Here is a 16,088-nt window from a genome sequence, read left to right on the forward strand (position 1 = left end):
GGGGGGGGGGGGGGGGGGGGGCAAGCAGTGAAGGGTCGGGTTGCTCGGCATCGAGCGAAGGGCTATCCGTCCAAGCTCTCGACTGCGCGCATCGTCTCTGCAAAGCCGACTTCACCGGTTCGCCACATTCGGAGGGATGCGACCAGGTCCGGAAGATTAGCAACGATCCAAGTGTGTGAACGTCTCGGCAGCCGGTACACGACCTTGCCAACGAAAACCATCATGTGGGCGTCTTGGCCCCGCGCGAGCATGTGCACACGATCGACCTCGACTAGCAGCCCCCTAGCTTTCGGCGGCCAATTAACTCGGATCACGTCAGTCGAGTCGCGAAAGCTCTTATCTACAAGGTCTCGGATGTGACTGAATAGGCCACTCAACGCATCATCGAAGCGGTCCCGGTACTGGGAGTCTCTCGAGACCGCCCAGCTCCTCCACGCGACGAACACGGTCACCCCGCCGGCCACGATCGCACCCGCGAGCGCGCCCCACATTGTCGCCCAGAACTGCTGCCAGAAGTCCACAGCCGAATCCTAGGTTCGAATGGACCTCGAAGGCGGAAGCGCCGGATCGATTTGGGACAAATGATCGGACGGATGGCCGCATCGTCACTCCGGGTGCCAGTAGATGAGTAAGGGCGCGAGCGGGAGAAGCGAAGGTATCACTCATCGATGCTATTGGCTCCCAAGGTCGGCTGCCGGGGATGGCCCTTCCGGTCGGAACCGCACCAACCGCCGTGGTCTGGTGGACACTGGTGACATGAGTCTCGATGCGCCAGCGCCAGCGCCGTCCGGAGCTACCGGACGCGAAGCGGTAGAGATCTGCCGCCAGTGGATGGCCTACCTGGGCGCAGTCGACGTTGTTGTGGCGGAAGGCTCCGCCACCGACATTTGTGATTTGTACAGCTCGCGGTATCTTGCATGGGTTCAAAGCCGCAGAGGAAATCTTGACCTTGGTGTTGTCGAGCGCGCTGCAGCCGTCGGGTCGGTTGATGGCCGCTCATCACTTGTTTTCCTCAGGGGAGGTGTTTTCCCAACGGTACAAGACCGAGCAGACAATCTAACGGTGGGTCTGCTTCGTTTCGACCCACGAACGGGCGCTTTGGATGGCGCGAATGCTGTTGGTCGGCAGATACTCGCGAGTGGACTTGTGGGATAGCTGTTCCGGTTAGTGCAGGGCACGGCCTGTAGAGCTGAGAGGCGAGACGCTCGTAGCGGGCCCCGTTTGAGAACGAGCCGCGCGGTTGAATTCGGCTCGTGCGGCGGCCCTAGAGATCTCGATCGTCTCCTCCACAGGTTGCCGTTGCATGGTCTCGACTAGCTGAGCCCGAGCCGACGCCTCGGTGGGAGCTACGACTACCGCTAGGTTGCTGGACGTGCCTCTCGTCATTCCTACATACAGGCCGGCGCCGTCGACGCCAGGGCCGACTATAGATCGGTCCGTTGTCTCGCCCTGCACGCCGTAAACGGTCGTGGCGTATGCCAAGTGGAGGTGGGTTCCTGCATACTCGTGATCGATCATTCGCAGATCTGTCGAGTCGTTTGCGGACGCCAACATGACATGTTGCGCAGTCACGTTCTTCACCGTCCAGTTCTGGCGATTCTGTACGTCCATCGTGCTGTCGTTCCGTCGCGTTTGGACGACATCGCCGACAAAGATCGCCTGTCCGGCCTGACCCGAAACGGCTGCGCTGGTGTCGACCTCGCCGACCGAGATCCGGCGAGCCTGAATGGCCTCGCTCACCGATTGCGCCTCGGCGTGGGTCGCGGAGACTATGGCGATGGACTGTCGCTCTCGGGAGGCTTCAAACCAGGCACTTACGAGGGCATCGTGCGCGTCAGTCTGGCTGTTTGAGAGCACTACGTGTCCCGTGTTGATCAATTCGTCGGCCGTATGACCGGCTTCCTTTAGGTCATCTGGTTGCCGAAGTCGAAGACTCAGGTTGGCCCACGCTGGGTCTTTGAATCGATGGATAGTCAAGAGCTCGACCTGGCGGGTTGCGCGTCGCCAGAAGAGGGCCATGGCGCCCGAGTGACCGACCGGAAGAGCTTGATGCTGGTCTCCGACGAGGGCGACGCAAGCGCCGGTGCGGGCGACGACGTCGAGCAGGGCGTTCGCTGCCTCGAGGTCAAGCATTCCAGCTTCGTCAACCACGATACGGTCTCCCGGTCGAACGCCGATGCGCGGACCGACGTAGGGCATACCCGTCGACGGATCGAGCTCGCCGATCGTTAGGCATGACCACTCGGTGGCACCGGCTGGATTGCTGATCCATCGCCATCCGTAGTCGTATAGCAACTGATGGAGAGATGACGACTCGCTCCCGGTTTCGCGTCCAGCGACCGCGGAAGCCTTCTTCGTTGGCGCGACGATGATCATGGCTCGACCGCCACGACGCAGAGCCGCTCCGGCCACCTTGAGCATCGTCGTCTTGCCTGTGCCAGCGGCACCGGAGATCGTCACGACTCGGTCGGAACCTGCGATCGAGGAGGCGCCCTCCAGTTGCCCTTCGTCCAGCGCGCGGTTGGGATCTATGGCTTTCGCTACTTCGGTCATCTCCCCTACGGAAGGCACGGTGCCAGGCGTAGCGAGGGACTCTGTGCGATGCGCGACTGTGGCCTTGAGAGTTGCAGTGGCAATGGCCATCCGGCTCTTGATGTGTGGGGGAGTGCTGGCCTCTGACAGCAGTGTCACCGTGTATGTGCTGGCGGCGTAGGCAGTAACTTCGTCGACGACCACACCTAGCTGGGTCCGATCATTGATTACGCCTGATGCTGCGATCGCTCGGATGGCTCCTGCCCGGACGTCCATGTCGCTGAATCGTCCTCCCGTCCCGGTCGATCGACCGTCCGCATCGACGATCGCCTTGGCCGCTAGAAGCTCGATGTCCAGGTCCTCGATGGCGATCGGGCGCGCCACCTTCGCGCCTCGTGGCTGTACGAGTTGCGGGTCGGCGTTTAGGAGTTCGGTCAGTACAACGGACGCCCAATCGTTCTCGTCCAGCTGCCCCGGCTTGTTCGGCCGGCCAGCCGCCCATGCCCACTGATCGATCTGGTTCAGGACGGAGGCGGATGGCTCCTCGTCCGCGTGCTGTTCCCTCCACTGGCGAAGATGGGCAGCCTTGTTGGACTCGATCTGAGCGGACCGCTTCGACAGCGGCCGCACCAGATGCTGCAGCTGCGCGATCTCCCCGTCCGAATTCAGCGTGAAGCCCTTCGACGCGAGAGCAGCGACCCATGCTGGGTCGGTCTTGCAGGCGAGGTCGCCTTCGGCGTTCACGATGTTCTGGAACCGGAGCGCGACGCGAGTGTCGACGTTGGACCACTTCCCGTCGAGTCCTTCGACCTTGACGTTCAGCCACAGGTGGCGGTGCTTATGAGGGTCCAGTGAGCGGGACCGTTCGTGTCGCAACTCGACGACCTCGATGCGGGCGAGGTCTTCTCGGATAGCACCTTGCTTTCCGCGGCGGGCGTTGAGCTCGGTCTGCCACAGCTTGATGATCCGGTCCCGCAACCGGTCCTGCAGATCCTCGTACGCTGCCGCCAACTCGTGGTCCAGCATCGCCGCGATCGAGAACGACTTCGGTGCGTTGATCGTCGCATCCAAAATCAGATCCGCGACCGGCGACTCCAGATCCCGACCCCGACGCTCACCCGTCAGAGGGTCGACACCATCGACCCAATCCTTCAGTTGGGACCGGGTGAGGAGGTCGTCACGGATCGCGCCGTTCTCAACGATGTACCGGGTCATCACGGCGTCCGCATAGCCCGCGGCGGCCAGTGCGCCATCGGCGGTCTTGGCCGTCAGCGTCGCGTCGCAGACGCCGCCGAACGCGTAGTGCACCGCCTGCTTGACCCCCTGGGCCGCCTGCCCGCGCTTCCAGCGCGCCACTCCACCTCTCACACTTAGAACTTCCGGTTACGCGCGCTTTTTGGCGCGCACGGAGCGCGCACACTCGAAGAGTGCCTACGTGCATTCGCTCTTTTCCCTTTGGCTTGTCGTCTTTATCGTTCTCTCTCGTTTCTGGTCTCGTTCTCTCGTTGGTCTCCTTCGCCTTGGTTTCATTCGTTGCTTCTCGTCCCTTCGTCTCGTCCTTTTCTTGTCACGGCCATCTCTCCCGCTCAACATTTGCCGCCTCTTCCGCCGGCCCGCACTTCGCGCCCCCGAGCGCGAAAGAACCCCGACCCACTCAAGTTGGGTCGGGGTTCTTTTCGTCCGGTCGCGATTACTGGTCGAGCATCCCCACGATGTCGTGAACCGCCGCGAGGACTCGCGTAGCCGACTCGCGAATCATGGTGACGTCTTCGTCGCTCCATCCGGCGATGTAGCCGATGCTGTACGCGCTGGTGTCGAAGCCGCACAGGCCTGCGACCACGAAGGCGACCGACTCAGCCTCGACCTCCATGCGTCCGCGGTGCAGGCGGTACTCCTCGACGCTGTCGATATGGCGGAGCTCAATGTGCGCCGTCTCGTGAATCAGAGTCTTCGCGGACTGCTCGACGCTGATACCTTCCGCAAGGATCACGCGCAGCGTCTCGGGGTCCGTGTATCCGCTCGCATCGGCCAACGGTTCGCGGCTAACCCTCCATCCCCGGGACTCAAGGTGAGCGGTCAGCGGAGCAATGACTCCGTGGTCGTCGTCGCCGACGAGTCGGTGAGTAGGATCACTCGGGACCGGGTCGGCTCCCTCGATCGGGTCGGTCTGTGCGATGTCGAATACGGACAGAGTCGGGAAGTATCGGACCACACGCTCGTCGTCGGCTGGGGTCTCATCGTCGGCAGCGGTCTCGGTCTTCCGCTCGCGGTATCCGAAGATCTTGATCGACTTCTCACCCTTACGGACCTGGCGCCCCTTGGCCTGCCATTGCCGGAAACCGGCGACCATGGTCGCGTCGGGGTTCTGGGCGAGGATCAGCAGGAGGTTGTTCAGGCTGTAGTTGTGGAAGGAGCGGGCGAACTCGAGGAATGCCCGCCACTGGCCGCTGTCGGCGAGTTGTTGGACTTGCTCCAGGATCGACGCGTGCAGTGCCTCTGCTTCCGTCTGGCGTGCCTCCGCGGATCGGGTGATGGTCGTGTGCGTCATGTCGGTTGCTCCTTTGTCCACTCGTCTTTCTCGCCGTCCCGGCACGAAGATCAAGAACGGGTGGAGGCTGAGCAGTGACCGGCAGGAGCGGTTGCTAAGTGGAGGAGCGCAGCGACGGAGTCTGCAAATAGTGAGGGTCGGTCGCGGAGCAGCCGGAGGCCGTTACGATCGCAGGCCGGAGCGGGGAGAAGACACGGCTCGCGCCGACGTAGTCGGCTCCGCGCAGAAACTCGTACCTGAGTCAACCCTGCGTGGGCGAGCTCTATCAACGTCCCCTGAGTTGTGCGATCCGATCACGCAGGTAGACGGCAAATGGGATGGCGACTTAGGGCGGCGTTGAACTCAAGCGCTGCCGATGATCCATGTGTCTGACGCCCACGGGAGGGACAAGGCAGGCAGCAAAGGAGGAAGTTGGTAGATCGGCCCCGGGCTGACGGGTTTCGGCAGTCAGTCCTTCGCGTTGGCCGATTTCTTCAGCCTCTTCTTCGTAGAGCGCTCAACCAGAATGGCCAGGTAGTCCTTCACCGGTCGGCCGACGAAGTCGTCGAACTCGGCGCGCGTGGCGTTCTCGATCTCTTCCCGGGACATGTCCGGGAACTTCGCCTGGAGGCGTTCAGTTACCTGCTGGATGGTGTCTTCGTCGGATACGTCTTTCGCCACGCGCCGAGTGTCGCACAGGAAGGTGAACACGAACACGAGCGTTTCACGCCGACAACCACCACGCACGATACGGCTTTAAGCGCCCAGGACGGTGACCCGCGAAGAAATCTGCGCGCATACCGGGAGCGGTGTCACGGAGTTATCGTGAACTATGTCGACCAATGAGTCAGTGGAGTGCTCCTGCTGCGGCCGGGAGCGGCTCCGGCGTCAGGTTCACGCGCTTGGTGAGCGCAATGACGTGTACGTGTGTCGGCGCTGCGGTTTTTGGATAGCTGTGTTCTGGCGCGGAGACCGCGCTGACGTTTCTCGTTGAGGGTTCGACTGATTCCTTCCGTGACGACCGCCGCGGCCAGCGACCTGGGCGTTGGCACACTGGCACGGCGACCCGTCACGCGGGATTCCTGATACTCGGGTTGTCACTGTCGGAACTGAGGTGGCGGTGCTTGAGCACGGCGCGGATGATGAGCGGAGCCCCGACGATCGCGGGAAGAAACCAGAACAACCACGAGGGCAGCAGGCGCCAAAGGGGGAGCTGGGGTCCGTTGTCGACGTAGAACGCGGTCAGCATGGCGACGTAGGAGACTCCCATGGCGATGATGTGTGGAGCGTTGCCGGGTCGGTGGAGCCGACGGTAGATGAACCCGAAGGAGGCCGCGACGGCAGCGACGGCACCCGCCGCAACAAGGGGCAGATCGGCGGGCCACCGGAAGGCGGACATCGCGCACGCGGAAGCGAAGACGATCAGAATCGCTCCGAAGTAGAACCGGCCACTGACAACGTGCCGGCCGGAGCCTTTTCGGCTGAACATGGCAACCAGCCCACTCGCGATTGCGACCAGAGCCGCCGCGACGTGGATTCCGAGCAGGGCGAGGAAGACGGCGGAGAGCGAGGCTACGTCCAGTCCGAGCAGGGGTTCCGTGCGCATGAGAGGCCTCCCTCCGGTGCGCTCAGGGTAGCGCTGCGCAAGGGGGTGCGGACTACTGTTCCCGTCGCCGCTCGATGAGGATGGTGTCGCGCCATTGCCCGGCCCACGGCCCGTAGGTCATCAGGGCGATGCGTTCGCGATGTCCGACCACTCGGAAGCCGACCTGCTCGTGGAGACGGAGGCTGGCGGTGTTCTCGCGGAAGATGCTCGACTGGATCGTCCAGATGCCCGCGTTGTCGCACGCGTTGATCAGCTCGTCCAGGAGCAGCCGTCCAAGTCCGTGGCCGCGCGCGCGGTCGGCAACGTACACGGAGTGTTCGACGACGCCCCGGTAGACCTCGCGTAAGGAGACCGGAGACACGGCTGCCCAGCCGGCGACGCCGCCTTCATCGACCGCGACAAGTCGCCCAACCTGCAGTTTGCTCGCGTCGAATTGCTCCCACGATGGAGGCTCCGACTCGAACGTGGCGTTGCCCGTCGCGATCCCCTCGACGTAGATCCGCTCGACCTCGGACCAGTCCGCGAGCGTGAGCGTGCGAATGATCATTCGGCTGCCGTGCTTCCCAGAGTCGTCACCGGATCATTCTTCAGCGGGTGCCACCCATTCCACCAGCTCCTCGACCTGCACCAAGATCGTGCCCCGGAGCTCCCGAACGCCGTCGAGGTCCCAGGTCGCCGGGTCGGGGAACTCCCACTGCACGAACTGACCCGCCACAGGGCCGGGGAGCTCGAGCCCGGGCTTCATGGCCACGACGATGTCAGCGGCCGCAAGGTCCTCTACCGTCACCGCTCGAGGCTGCGCGTCGGAGCTGTCGATACCGAGCTCGGCGAGAGCCTGAACCACAGGCTGGCTTGGCCCGTCGGCCGGTGCTGTGCCGGCGCTGGTGGCGTGGGCGCGATCGCCGGCGACGCGACGGAAGAGGTGGGATCCAAGCTGCGACCGGCCGGCGTTGTGGGTGCAGAGGAAGAGGACGGTGGGGGCGTCGTTCATACCGTGATCTCGGTTTCGATGGTGGCTCGTGTCCAGGCTTGGGTCGCCGCCTGGACGGCATCCCACGGTGAGCCGAGTGGCGGCGTGTAGGAGAGGTCGAGGTCGCTGATCTGCTGCACGGTGAGGCCGGCGAACAGCGCCGTCGCGTAGGTGTCGACGCGCTTGGCGGTCTCGGTGCCGAGGCGGCCGACGAGTTGAGCGCCGAGGAGGCGTCCGTTGTCGGCGTCTCCGGTGATGCGGATGCTGATCGGCTGGGCGCCCGGGTAGTAGCGCTTGTGGTCGTCGGCGGTGGTCTGGGTGGTGACGCTCTGGAAGCCGGCGGCGTGCGCTTCGTGGTCGCGAAGACCGGTTCGCGCGGCGACGAGGTCGAAGACCTTGACGACCTGTGTTCCGACCGAGCCGGCGAAGCGGGCGTCGCCACCGATTGCGTTCTCCCCGGCCACGCGTCCCTGCTTGTGCGCGGTCGTCCCGAGCGGGAGATAGGTGACCCCGAGCAGCCGGTGGTGGGTGACGACCCCGTCGCCGGCCGCGTAGACGTGGGGCAGGCCGGTTCGCATCTGCTCGTCGACGACGACCGCGCGGCCGGCGCCGAGGGTGGCTCCGGCGGATTCCAGGAGCTGAGTGTTCGGGCGGACACCGACAACAGCGAGCACGATGTCGGCTCGCAGGTTGACGGGCTGGCCGTCGTGGTCGGCGCGGACAAGCAAACCGTCGGTGTCCTTCTCGACCGAGCGAACCACGGTGCGGGTGCGCACGTGCACGCCGTGGCTGGTCAGCTCCTCGTGGACGGAGGAGCCGAGTTCCGGGTCGAGGGTGGAGAGGACTTCGGGTCCGCGCTGCAGGACGGTGACGTCGATGCCGCGCGCGCTGAATCCCTCGGCCATCTCGAGACCGACGTAGCCGGCGCCGATGATGATCGCGGTGCGCGGGTCGCGTGCTTCTAGGTCGCGGTCCAGGGCGAAGGTGTCGCCCATCGAGTGGATGACGTGCAGCCCATCGGCGGGGGTGAGCTGGTCGAGTCCGGTTATGCCCGCGTGCGAGGGGAGCGCGCCGGTGCCGACGATCAGCTCGTCGTAGCCGATCACGGACTCGGTTCCGTCCGCCGCCCGGACGTTCAATCGCTGACCCGCGACGTCGATGCCGGTGGCGAGTGTGTTGAGCCTGAGTGACATCCCGGTCGCCTCGAGGTCGGCGTGGGTCCTGTGGGCGAGCGACTGCCACGGGCGCACGTCACCGGAGAAGTAGTACGGGATGCCGCAGATGGAGAAGTTCGGGTATTCGTCGGCGACGACGACGGTGACGTCAGTCGCCGGGTCGAGTTCGCGGGCGCGCAGCGCGGCGGAGATTCCGGCGTCGCTGCCGCCGATGGCGACGAGATGCATGGGATGGTTCCGTTCAGCGATCGGTGGTCTGCGGGATGACGACGTCCGCTGCGGCCTCGGCCAAGACCTTCTCCGAGCGGAATAGCGCCAGGGTGAGTCCGACGCCGATGGCGGCGCCGACGAGTTGGGCGGCGATGAAGGGGAGGACGGACGCCGGGGCGATCCCGGCGAACGAGTCGGAGAAGATCCGGCCGATCGTAACGGCGGGGTTCGCGAACGAGGTGGAGCTGGTGAACCAGTAGGCGGCGCCGATGTAGGCGCCGATCGCGGGGGCGGCAGCGGCGCTGCGGCCGGATCGCGCCAGCGCGAGGATCAGCATGATGAGCCCGGCCGTCGCGACGACTTCGCCGATGAGCGTCCCGGCAGTGACCCGCTCGGTGGTGGCGACGTGCGTGGGCAGCTCGAACATCGCGTTGGCGAGTAGGGCTCCGCCGATGGCGCCGACGACCTGCGCGAGGATGTATGCCCCCGCCTCGGCGAGGGTCAGTCCGTTGCGGGCGGAGCGGCCGACGATCCAGTCGACAAGTGAGACGACCGGGTTGAAGTGGGCTCCGGAGACGGGGCCGAACAAGAGGATCAGCACGGCGAGGCCGAGGGCGGTGGCGATGCTGTTCTCGAGCAGCTGCAGGCCGGTGTCGTGAGAGAGGCGGCTGGCGGCGATCCCGGAGCCGACGACGACCGTGACGAGCAGTCCGGTTCCGAGGAATTCGGCGAGCAGGCGAGAGAGAAGGCGCGTGTTCATTGGCTTCATCTTGACCGGTAGGAGATACCTCAGTCAACATTGAGGTAATGAACACTGGGCGAAATCCGTTGGAGACGCGAGCCGCGTTGCACGCGGCTCTGGCGGATCCCCTGCGTCTGCGAATCGTGGACCTTCTCGTGCTCGGCGATCTGACTCCGGGAGAGCTCGTCGCGCAGCTGGCGGTCTCCACCAATCTGCTCGCGCACCACCTTGCGGTCCTGGAGCGTGAAGGCATCATCGTGCGCGAGCGTTCGGAGGGCGATCGCCGCAGGACGTACGTGCGCCTGCGGCCGGCCGCGCTCACTGCGCTGGGGCCGTCTGCGGATGATGCCGCGCGTCGGGTCGTGTTCGTGTGCACGGCGAACTCGGCGCGGTCTCAGTTGGCGGAGGCGCTCTGGTCGCGCTCCAGCGATGTCCCGGCCCTTTCCGCGGGGACGCACCCGGCGCCCGGGGTCGCGGTGGGTGCGGTGCAGGTCGCGGCGCGACATGGTGTCGTTCTGGCGGGACGACCGAAGCTGTACGCGGATGTCGTCGAGGTTGGTGACTATGTCGTCACGGTCTGTGACCGAGCGCACGAGGAGCTCGGGTACGGCGACGCTCATTGGTCGATTCCCGATCCGGTGCCGGACGGCAGCTCGAAAGCGTTCGAGGCTGCCTTCGACGAGATCGCACGCCGGGTCGGCTCCCTCGCCGCACACCTGACGCGGAGCGCATAGCGCACGACGGTCGGGCCACTCGGTTAGAGCGCTGTCGTGAGGACCTTCGACACGCGCTCCAGGCTTCCTGGGACGAGCTTGTAGTACGACCAGGTGCCACGCTTCGACCGGGTGATGTAGCCCGCGTCGAGCAGAAGCTTGAGGTGATGTGACACCGTCGGCTGGCTGAGCCCGATCGGTTCGGTCAGATCGCAGACGCACGCTTCCTGGCCCTCCGAGTTGGCCACGATCGAGAGCAGGCGAAGTCGGGTCGGGTCGCCGAGAGCCTTGAACGCCGCCGCCATCGACTCCGCCTCGTCGAGGGAGAGGGTCTCGCTCGTCACAGGAGTGCAGCAGGCGTTCACGGGTGTGATCGGGAGTGCTTCGAGAACGGCCATGCGACTAGTCTAGCCGTACATTGACAGATTTCGATGAAGCAGGCACACTGTAAATCGAAAACCTTCAATGAATGGAGAATGAGGGATGACTCTCGTCGACCTGACCGTCCCCACGATCCGCAGCAGCCGCCTCGACGGGCTCCCGGTGGCGATCATCGGCGCCGGGCCGATCGGGCTCGCGGCCGCCGCCCACTTGGTCGAACGGGGCATCCCGTTCGAGATCTATGAGACCGGCGACACGTCCGGCCACACCGTCTCCCAGTGGGGGCATATCCGTTTCTTCTCGCCGTGGAAGATGCTGGTGGACCCGGCCGCCGCTCGGCTCCTGGCTGAAACAGGGTGGGCGAGTCCCGACGAGAAGCAGCTGCCCACCGGCGGCCAGTTCCTGGATGACTACCTGGCGCCGCTGGCTGCAATCGACTCGATCCGTCCGCACATCCGTTACGGCGTCACCGTCACCGACGTCAGTCGCGAGGGCATGGATCGCACCCGGAGCACCGGCCGCGCCGACACCCCCTTCCTGCTGCGCATCAGCGATGCGGACGGCGTGCGGGAGGTCACGGCCCGCGCCGTCATCGACGCATCCGGCACCTACCTGACCCCGAACAGCCTCGCCTCGTCCGGACTCGACCCTCTCGGGCTGCCGGCGGTCGCCGGGCACGTCTCGCACGCGCTGCCGGATGTGGTCGGGCGCGAGCGCGCCCGGTTCGCCGGCAAGCGCGTCACCGTCGTCGGCGCTGGACACTCCGCCGCCAACACCCTCCTGAACCTCGCCGCCCTTAAGCGTGAGGTGCCGGAAACGCGGATCACCTGGCTGATCCGCAATGCGAGCGCCGTCCGGGTCACCACCTCGGATGACGACCAGCTGATCGAGCGCGCCGCTATCGGCAAGCGCGTCGACCGTCTCATCGCCACCGGCGCCATCCAGCAGATCGACCGGTTCGAAATCCTTCGCCTCGCCGCAACCGAGAACGGCGTCAAGCTGATCGGCCAGCGAGCGGGCGAGCGGGTCGAGCACGACACCGACATCGTGGTGAACGCGACCGGGTTCCGGCCCGACCTCGACATGCTGCGCGAGATCCGGCTCGACCTGGACGAGATCGTGGAGGCTCCCGTCCGGCTGGCGCCGCTGATCGACCCGAACATCCACTCCTGCGGCACGGTCGAGCCCCACGGGTTCGCCGAGTTGCAGCAGCCCGAGCCGAACTTCTTCCTCGCCGGGATGAAGTCCTACGGACGCGCCCCGACGTTCCTCCTCGCCACCGGATACGAGCAGGTCCGATCCATCACCGCCTACCTCGCCGGCGACATCGCGTCGGCACGCAACGTGCAACTGGTGCTCCCGGCCACAGGCGTGTGCTCGACCGGCGCGAGCGGGTCGTCCTGCTGCTCCTAAGCAGTGCCCTTCTCGCGGAGGGCTTCGATGATCATTCCAGTCGTCGGAGCTCCCGCAAGGCCCTCTGGCGTCCGGTACACGCGACAGGCGAGAGCGTCGGTGGGGATGCCGTCGAACAGATCCTGTCCGTCCACAAGGATCGTGGGCGAGCCCGCGAATCCGAGCACCGTTGCTTCGTCGGGGGTGGTCACCGTTCGCGTCTCCAGATGCGCCGTCGGCCGCACGAGGTCAAGAGCTGCTCGAACTCGGTCGGACGCCTCTACCCAATTCGGGCAGTCATCGATGTGGAGCACGATTACGTTCATTGCACAATTCTCGCGCATAGACTCCCATCTATGAGCGGAGCGCAAGCGGTTAGCCCGGACCTGCAGAGCCTCAAGCGCATCAGCGATCCCACCCGCGCCGCCCTCCTCCGGATCATCCTCGATTCCGAGGAGGGCCGGGGGTCGGTGACCCGCATGGCCGAGACCCTCGGGCTCACGCAACCGACCGTGTCTCACCACTTGCGGATGCTCAAGAACGAGGGACTGGTCGAGCGCGAACAGATCGGCCGCACGGCGTGGTATTCGATCACGCCCTCCCAGCTCGACCGCGTCGCCAACCTGGTCCGCGACGGCGAGACACGCGACGACGCGGCGGCGCTGGAGCGCATCGTCGCCGACCTGACCACGCGATACCGAGGGGTACTGGCACCGGACATCGTCAGCTCGTACGTGCAGGACAGCTACCGGATGCTGGGCGAGCGTGCGGGCTCGCACCCGACCCGAGCGTCCCAGACCAGCAGCTTCACGATCGATCGGCTCGACGCGCTCCTACGGGCCGACGAAACCACCCACACCGTGCCGGAGGTGCTGTTCGTCTGTGTGCAGAACGCCGGCCGCTCCCAGCTCGCCTCTGCGATCCTGCGCCAGCTCGCCGGCGACCGGGTCATCGTCCGTACGGCCGGCTCGGAGCCGGCGGAGGCCGTGCGCTCCACGATCGTCACCGTGCTCGACGAGATCGGCACCCCGCTCGGCGGCGAGTTCCCCAAGCCGCTCACCGACGAGGCGGTCCGCGCAGCCGACTACGTGATCACCATGGGCTGTGGTGACGCCTGCCCCATCTACCCGGGCCGCGAATACCTGGACTGGGACATCCCCGACCCCGTCGGGCAACCGATCGCCCGCGTCCGCGAGATCCGAAACGACATCGAGGGTCGCGTCCGCGACCTTCTCGAGCGGATCGAAAAGTGAACGATTGCCGAATTCGGCGATAGACGACTGGAAAAAGCATTGACCTACATCTATGCTTAACGAAGATCGTTGAGAACCGAGGAGAACCATGACTGATACCAAGCCCACCGTCCTGTTCGTCTGCATCCACAACGCCGGCCGCTCCCAGATGGCCGCCGGGTTCATGCGTGAGCTCTCCGGAGGCCGCGTCGAGGTACTGTCCGCCGGTTCGGAGCCGAAGGACCAGATCAACCCGGTCGCGGTTCAGGTCATGGCCGAGGAGGGTATCGACATCGCGGGCGAGCAGCCGAAGATCCTCACCACCGCTGCGGTGAAGGAGTCCGATGTCGTGATCACGATGGGCTGTGGCGACACTTGCCCGATCTTCCCGGGGAAGCGGTACGAGGACTGGGAGCTCACCGACCCCGCCGGGCGCCCGGTGGACGAGGTCCGCCCGATCCGCGACGACATCAAGCAGCGCGTCGAGAACCTGCTCGCTGAGCTCCTGCCCGCGGTGGTGTGACGATCATGACTATCGACGCAACGGGGCGCCGTAGCCAGCCTGAGCTGGCCTATCCGGAGGCGTACCTGCGTCGGCTCGCCGACGATCTGGCCGCCAAGTTCGACGGGGTGTTCAACCGGGAGACGGTGGAGCGGTATGTCCTCGAGTCCTACACCGCGCTGCTACGCACCGCGAAGGTCAAGGCGCATCTGACGACGCGCACGATCCACTTCGCGACGGAGCGGCTGACCGCCCTGGCGCAAGCGAAGGGTGCGCTGCCGGTGATCTGGCCAGAGGTGCTGTTCGTGTGTGAGCAGAACGCTGGGCGTTCACAGATGGCGGCGGTCCTCACCGAGTCTCTTTCCGGAGGACGCGTCCACGTCCGCTCCGCGGGGTCGATGCCCGCGTACGAACTGAATCCAGCTGTGGTCGAGGTGATGGCGGAGCTCGGGCTGGACATGAGTCGCGAGTTCCCGAAGCCGCTGACCGACGATGTCGTGCAGGCCGCAGACGTCGTTGTCACGATGGGCTGCGGCGACGCCTGCCCGATCTACCCCGGCAAGCGCTACCAGAATTGGGAGCTCGCTGATCCGCAGGGCCAGCCGGTCGAGGCTGTGCGGGTGATCCGAGCCGAGGTGGAGCAGCACGTGCGCGAGCTGCTGAAGAGCCTGGAGGTCACGCCCGCGTGAGCGTCGAGAACGTCGTCGTCATCGGTTCCGGCCCCGCCGGATACACCGCCGCGATCTACCTGGCCCGCGCCGGCCTTGACCCGATCGTGCTGACCAGCTCGGTCGAGATCGGCGGGGCGCTGATGAACACCACCGAGGTCGAGAACTTTCCCGGCTTCATTGACGGCATCCAGGGCCCGGACCTGATGGAGAGCCTGCGGCAGCAGGCCGAGCGCTTCGGCGCCCGGCTCGTCTACGACGATGCGACCGCGGTCGACCTGACGGGCGAGATCAAGACGATCTCCACCGGAAGCGGAACCGTGTACGAGGCACACGTCGTGGTCCTTGCGATGGGGTCGGCGCACCGCAAGCTCGGCATCGAGGGAGAGGATCGGCTCTCCGGGTACGGGATATCTTGGTGCGCCACCTGCGACGGCGCGTTCTTCAAGAATCAGGACATCGCGGTCGCCGGCGGCGGCGACTCGGCGCTGGAGGAGGCCATGTTCCTCACCCGGTTCGCCAACTCGGTAACCCTCATCCACCGGCGTGATGCCTTGCGCGCATCGAAGATCATGCAGGATCGGGCGCAAGAGAACCCCAAGATCAGTATCCGCTGGAACACCCAGATCGCCGAAGCCCACGGTGACGACAAGCTGAACGGGCTCACTGTTCGCGACACCGTCACGGGCGAGCCGGGCACCCTGGATGCGACCGGCCTGTTCGTGGCGATCGGTCACGACCCGCGCAGCGCATTGGTCGCGGGTCAGATCGATCTGGACGCCGACGGTTACGTGAAGGTTCAGCATCCGACCACCGAGACGAACCTGCCCGGCGTATTCGCGTGCGGCGACCTCGTCGACCGTCGCTACCGGCAGGCCATCACAGCAGCGGGCACCGGCTGCGCTGCCGCCCTAGATGCGGAGCATTATCTCGCCGCGCACGGGCTGGGCACGCACGCCCAGGCGCAGACCGCGGTCGCGGATGAGCTCGCGCACCCGTGATGGAGAACGCGAACTCTTTCGGAAGTCCCCTAATCCAGGTCAACTAAGGCTGGCAGCTTTCATGGCGGCCCTGACCTTGGTGGATTCTTAGCGAACCTCCGGGTATGGTGGCACGCATCTGACGCCGCCTCCCCCCAGCCGGTTGTCAGCGCGCATGGTTCGATGGCCGCGCCGTTCGGGTCGGCCGGCCATCGAACCGCTCGCGCAAGGGATACTCCCGCCTCGGTGGTCGACCGGTGCCGTTGTGACCAGCCGATCTCGGAGAAATAAGTCGGTGACGGGCGTCGGAGATCGACTGGATGGCCCCCTCGTGCGATACCGCTCGGGCAACGACGGGAGGAGCCGCCCCCGGCGGCGCTGTTCCCAGAGCTTTGTGTGTCTTTCCGCCGCCCGATCGTAGCTCGTTCCCGGTGCTTCCGTGCCGGGCTTTCGACGCT

The 16,088-nt window shown here is 65.5% G+C and carries 17 protein-coding genes; 6 read left to right on the plus strand and 11 right to left on the minus strand.

The genetic code is table 11. The annotated features are described in order from the left end of the window. Positions 1 to 62: 62 nt before the first annotated feature. The 9 genes from JNB50_RS24665 to JNB50_RS24705 form a co-directional block, all read right to left on the minus strand. A complete protein-coding gene (locus tag JNB50_RS24665) occupies positions 63 to 521 on the minus strand; it encodes a hypothetical protein (RefSeq protein WP_039921959.1) in 459 nt (152 codons plus the stop codon). Positions 522 to 1,164: 643 nt separating this feature from the next. Continuing rightward, positions 1,165 to 3,888: an AAA family ATPase gene (locus JNB50_RS24670; RefSeq protein WP_247597253.1), complete on the minus strand. Its 2,724-nt coding sequence runs from the start codon at positions 3,886 to 3,888 to the stop codon at positions 1,165 to 1,167. Between the two features lie 334 nt (positions 3,889 to 4,222). After that, positions 4,223 to 5,080 carry an ArdC-like ssDNA-binding domain-containing protein gene (locus tag JNB50_RS24675; RefSeq protein ID WP_168688430.1) on the minus strand — a complete coding sequence of 286 codons (858 nt, stop codon included), beginning with the start codon at positions 5,078 to 5,080 and terminating at the stop codon, positions 4,223 to 4,225. Between the two features lie 447 nt (positions 5,081 to 5,527). Then, positions 5,528 to 5,770 (minus strand): three-helix bundle dimerization domain-containing protein, encoded by a 243-nt coding sequence (locus tag JNB50_RS24680; RefSeq protein ID WP_155829193.1) that lies wholly within the window; start codon positions 5,768 to 5,770, stop codon positions 5,528 to 5,530. Between the two features lie 358 nt (positions 5,771 to 6,128). After that, the gene (locus tag JNB50_RS24685; protein ID WP_051337076.1) at positions 6,129 to 6,665 is read right to left on the minus strand and encodes a hypothetical protein; all 537 of its coding nucleotides are present in this window, start codon (positions 6,663 to 6,665) and stop codon (positions 6,129 to 6,131) included. Positions 6,666 to 6,717: 52 nt separating this feature from the next. Beyond that, positions 6,718 to 7,212, minus strand: a complete 495-nt coding sequence (locus JNB50_RS24690; protein ID WP_021765541.1) for a GNAT family N-acetyltransferase — start codon at positions 7,210 to 7,212, stop codon at positions 6,718 to 6,720. Positions 7,213 to 7,245: 33 nt separating this feature from the next. Further along, positions 7,246 to 7,656, minus strand: a complete 411-nt coding sequence (locus JNB50_RS24695; RefSeq protein WP_021765542.1) for a low molecular weight phosphatase family protein — start codon at positions 7,654 to 7,656, stop codon at positions 7,246 to 7,248. Then, positions 7,653 to 9,038, minus strand: a complete 1,386-nt coding sequence (locus JNB50_RS24700; protein WP_021765543.1) for an FAD-dependent oxidoreductase — start codon at positions 9,036 to 9,038, stop codon at positions 7,653 to 7,655. Before JNB50_RS24700 ends, JNB50_RS24695 begins: the two co-directional genes overlap by 4 nt. A gap of 13 nt (positions 9,039 to 9,051) precedes the next feature. Beyond that, positions 9,052 to 9,780, minus strand: coding sequence for an MIP/aquaporin family protein (locus JNB50_RS24705; RefSeq protein ID WP_179603907.1), 729 nt, complete (start codon positions 9,778 to 9,780; stop codon positions 9,052 to 9,054). Positions 9,781 to 9,827: 47 nt separating this feature from the next. Between JNB50_RS24705 and JNB50_RS24710 the strand changes: the two genes are divergently transcribed. After that, the gene (locus JNB50_RS24710; RefSeq protein ID WP_039924259.1) at positions 9,828 to 10,496 is read left to right on the plus strand and encodes an ArsR family transcriptional regulator; all 669 of its coding nucleotides are present in this window, start codon (positions 9,828 to 9,830) and stop codon (positions 10,494 to 10,496) included. 23 nt (positions 10,497 to 10,519) lie between these two features. Here the strand turns inward: JNB50_RS24710 and JNB50_RS24715 are convergent, their stop codons facing one another. Continuing rightward, the gene (locus JNB50_RS24715; RefSeq protein ID WP_021765546.1) at positions 10,520 to 10,873 is read right to left on the minus strand and encodes a helix-turn-helix transcriptional regulator; all 354 of its coding nucleotides are present in this window, start codon (positions 10,871 to 10,873) and stop codon (positions 10,520 to 10,522) included. Positions 10,874 to 10,958: 85 nt separating this feature from the next. On the opposite strand from JNB50_RS24715, the gene JNB50_RS24720 reads away from it, so the two are divergent. Further along, positions 10,959 to 12,269, plus strand: a complete 1,311-nt coding sequence (locus JNB50_RS24720) for an NAD(P)-binding domain-containing protein (RefSeq protein WP_021765547.1) — start codon at positions 10,959 to 10,961, stop codon at positions 12,267 to 12,269. Here the strand turns inward: JNB50_RS24720 and JNB50_RS24725 are convergent. Continuing rightward, positions 12,266 to 12,574, minus strand: coding sequence for a hypothetical protein (locus JNB50_RS24725; RefSeq protein ID WP_021765548.1), 309 nt, complete (start codon positions 12,572 to 12,574; stop codon positions 12,266 to 12,268). The genes JNB50_RS24720 and JNB50_RS24725 overlap by 4 nt on opposite strands. A 30-nt stretch (positions 12,575 to 12,604) precedes the next feature. On the opposite strand from JNB50_RS24725, the gene JNB50_RS24730 reads away from it, so the two are divergent. The 4 genes from JNB50_RS24730 to trxB all read left to right on the plus strand — a co-directional run bounded on the left by JNB50_RS24730 (position 12,605) and on the right by trxB (position 15,651). Then, positions 12,605 to 13,501, plus strand: a complete 897-nt coding sequence (locus JNB50_RS24730) for a metalloregulator ArsR/SmtB family transcription factor (RefSeq protein ID WP_021765549.1) — start codon at positions 12,605 to 12,607, stop codon at positions 13,499 to 13,501. An 88-nt stretch (positions 13,502 to 13,589) separates the two neighbouring features. Then, positions 13,590 to 14,003 carry an arsenate reductase ArsC gene (locus JNB50_RS24735; protein WP_021765550.1) on the plus strand — a complete coding sequence of 138 codons (414 nt, stop codon included), beginning with the start codon at positions 13,590 to 13,592 and terminating at the stop codon, positions 14,001 to 14,003. Between the two features lie 5 nt (positions 14,004 to 14,008). Next, a complete protein-coding gene (locus JNB50_RS24740; protein ID WP_039924270.1) occupies positions 14,009 to 14,671 on the plus strand; it encodes a three-helix bundle dimerization domain-containing protein in 663 nt (220 codons plus the stop codon). Then, a complete protein-coding gene (trxB, locus tag JNB50_RS24745; protein WP_021765552.1) occupies positions 14,668 to 15,651 on the plus strand; it encodes a thioredoxin-disulfide reductase in 984 nt (327 codons plus the stop codon). The genes JNB50_RS24740 and trxB overlap by 4 nt, the downstream gene beginning before the upstream one ends. Positions 15,652 to 16,088: the final 437 nt, after the last annotated feature.

Origin of the sequence: Leifsonia sp. TF02-11 (genome assembly GCF_017565305.1) — a bacterium.
GTDB lineage: Bacteria > Actinomycetota > Actinomycetes > Actinomycetales > Microbacteriaceae > Leifsonia.

Coding starts and splice junctions, on each gene's coding strand:
- JNB50_RS24675 (WP_168688430.1), bottom strand. CDS start 5,080: ATGACGCACACGACCATCACCCGATCCGCGGAGGCACGCCAGACGGAA.
- JNB50_RS24685 (WP_051337076.1), bottom strand. CDS start 6,665: ATGCGCACGGAACCCCTGCTCGGACTGGACGTAGCCTCGCTCTCCGCC.
- JNB50_RS24690 (WP_021765541.1), bottom strand. CDS start 7,212: ATGATCATTCGCACGCTCACGCTCGCGGACTGGTCCGAGGTCGAGCGG.
- JNB50_RS24695 (WP_021765542.1), bottom strand. CDS start 7,656: ATGAACGACGCCCCCACCGTCCTCTTCCTCTGCACCCACAACGCCGGC.
- JNB50_RS24700 (WP_021765543.1), bottom strand. CDS start 9,038: ATGCATCTCGTCGCCATCGGCGGCAGCGACGCCGGAATCTCCGCCGCG.
- JNB50_RS24705 (WP_179603907.1), bottom strand. CDS start 9,780: ATGAACACGCGCCTTCTCTCTCGCCTGCTCGCCGAATTCCTCGGAACC.
- JNB50_RS24710 (WP_039924259.1), top strand. CDS start 9,828: ATGAACACTGGGCGAAATCCGTTGGAGACGCGAGCCGCGTTGCACGCG.
- JNB50_RS24715 (WP_021765546.1), bottom strand. CDS start 10,873: ATGGCCGTTCTCGAAGCACTCCCGATCACACCCGTGAACGCCTGCTGC.
- JNB50_RS24720 (WP_021765547.1), top strand. CDS start 10,959: ATGACTCTCGTCGACCTGACCGTCCCCACGATCCGCAGCAGCCGCCTC.
- JNB50_RS24725 (WP_021765548.1), bottom strand. CDS start 12,574: ATGAACGTAATCGTGCTCCACATCGATGACTGCCCGAATTGGGTAGAG.
- JNB50_RS24730 (WP_021765549.1), top strand. CDS start 12,605: ATGAGCGGAGCGCAAGCGGTTAGCCCGGACCTGCAGAGCCTCAAGCGC.
- JNB50_RS24735 (WP_021765550.1), top strand. CDS start 13,590: ATGACTGATACCAAGCCCACCGTCCTGTTCGTCTGCATCCACAACGCC.
- JNB50_RS24740 (WP_039924270.1), top strand. CDS start 14,009: ATGACTATCGACGCAACGGGGCGCCGTAGCCAGCCTGAGCTGGCCTAT.